Here is a 1,891-nt window from a genome sequence, read left to right as displayed (position 1 = left end):
CCGGACCCACACCCTCCGAGATCAACCTGCGCGCAAGACGATTGACCCGCGCATCGAACTCCGCATAGGTCAGCGACCCACCCTCGAACACCAACGCCGCAGCATCCGGCACCCGCGAAACCTGCTCGTCGAACAGATCCACCAGGGTCGCCGACCCGGTGGGGTGTGTGGTGTCGTTCCACGCCTCGAGCACGCGCGTGGTCTCCGCGGTGTCGAGGATCGGCAGGTCGCCGACCGGCAGGGCCGGGTCGTCGACCACGGCGTCGAGCACGCGGATGAACCGGGCGGCGAACTCCGCGACCGTCGATTCGTCGAACAGATCGGTCGCATAGGTGAAGTAGCCGGTGATGCCCGTGGGCGTGCCGTCGCCGCTGTAGCGGTCGGTGACGATCAGGTGCAGGTCGAACTGCGAGATCTCCATGTCGGTGTCGAGGCCGGAGATGGTGAGACCGGGGAGTTCGAGTGCGGCCTGCGCGAGGTTCTGGAACGACAGACCCACCTGGAACAGCGGGTGGCGTGCCGTGGATCGTGCGGGGTTGAGCACCTCGACGAGCCGCTCGAACGGCACGTCGGCGTTCGCGAACGCGCCGAGGTCGGCCTCACGGGTCCGTCCCAGGAGTTCGGTGAACGACGCGTCCGAATCGACGTGGGTCCGGAACACCAGCGTGTTGACGAACATGCCGATCAGGTCGTCGAGTTCGCGCTCGCCGCGACCGGCCATCGGCGTGCCGATCGCGATGTCGTCGCTCGAGGACATGCGTGCGAGGAACACCGCGAACGCGGTGTGCAGCACCATGAACATCGTGGTGTTCGTGCGCCGGCCGAGATCGGCGAGGCGTCGGTGGAGTTCGGCCTCGACGGTGAAGTCGACGCGGCCGCCCCGGAACGACTGGACCGCGGGGCGTGGCCGGTCGCTCGGGAGATCGAGCTGGTCGGGCAGGCCGGCGAGAGCCTGCTTCCAGTACTCGACCTGCTTGGCGGCGAGCGCTTCCGGGTCGTCCTCGTCGCCGAGCACCTCGCGCTGCCAGATGGCGAAGTCGGCGTACTGCACCGACAGCGGCTCCCATGCCGGGGCGTCGCCCTGCGACCGCGCGACGTAGGCCGTCATGAGGTCGCGCGTGAGCGGACCCATCGACGAGCCGTCGGCGGAGATGTGGTGGACCACGAAGGCGAGGACGTAGTCGGATTCGCGGACCCGGAACAGTCGCGCACTCAGCGGCACGGCCGTGGTGACGTCGAAGATCGTCGCCGCGAGTTCCTGCACCGCGGTGACGATGTCCCTCTCCGCGACGTCTACCGGAGTCAGGTCGGGAACCGCCTGCGCGGCCGGCACGATGACCTGGACGGGACCGTCCTCGGTCTCCGGGTAGAAGGTGCGCAGCGATTCGTGGCGGGCCACGACGTCGCCGACTGCTGCCTGCAACGCGTCGACGTCGAGATCGCCGGTGAGCCGGATCGCGATCGGCACGTTGTAGGCCGACGACTCGGTGTCGAAGCGGTTGAGGAACCACATGCGCTGCTGCGCGAGCGACAGCGGGATCCGCGTGGGCCGCTCGACGGCTTCGAGAGGCCGGCGGTCGTCGCCACGCTGCGACTCGACCGCACCGGCGAGCGATTCGACAGCGGTGTTCTCGAACAGGGCGCGCACCGGAACCTTCGCACCGAGTGCGGCTCCGAGCCGGGAGGCCACCTGGGTGGCGAGCAGCGAGTTGCCGCCGAGTTCGAAGAAGTCGTCGTCGAGACCGACCTGTTCGACGCCGAGTACCTCGGCGAAGACCGCGGCGACGGCCTGTTCGGCCGGACTGACCGGGGTCCGGAATTCGCGGGTCTCGAAGACCGGTTCGGGCAGGGCCCTGCGGTCGAGCTTGCCGTTGACGTTCAGCGGCAACGC

Annotated in this window: 1 protein-coding gene; it reads right to left on the bottom strand. The window is 68.8% G+C overall.

Going from position 1 to position 1,891, the window contains the following annotated elements; genetic code table 11:
- On the bottom strand, positions 1–1,891 hold a 1,891-nt coding region (locus tag EQ874_RS22770), incomplete at both ends, for a condensation domain-containing protein (RefSeq protein WP_242496898.1).

The organism is Rhodococcus sp. Q1 (assembly GCF_004153645.1).
Lineage (GTDB): Bacteria > Actinomycetota > Actinomycetes > Mycobacteriales > Mycobacteriaceae > Rhodococcus > Rhodococcus gordoniae.
The sequence above is the reverse complement of the archived record's forward strand: the minus strand, read 5'-3'. Positions and strand labels throughout refer to the sequence as shown.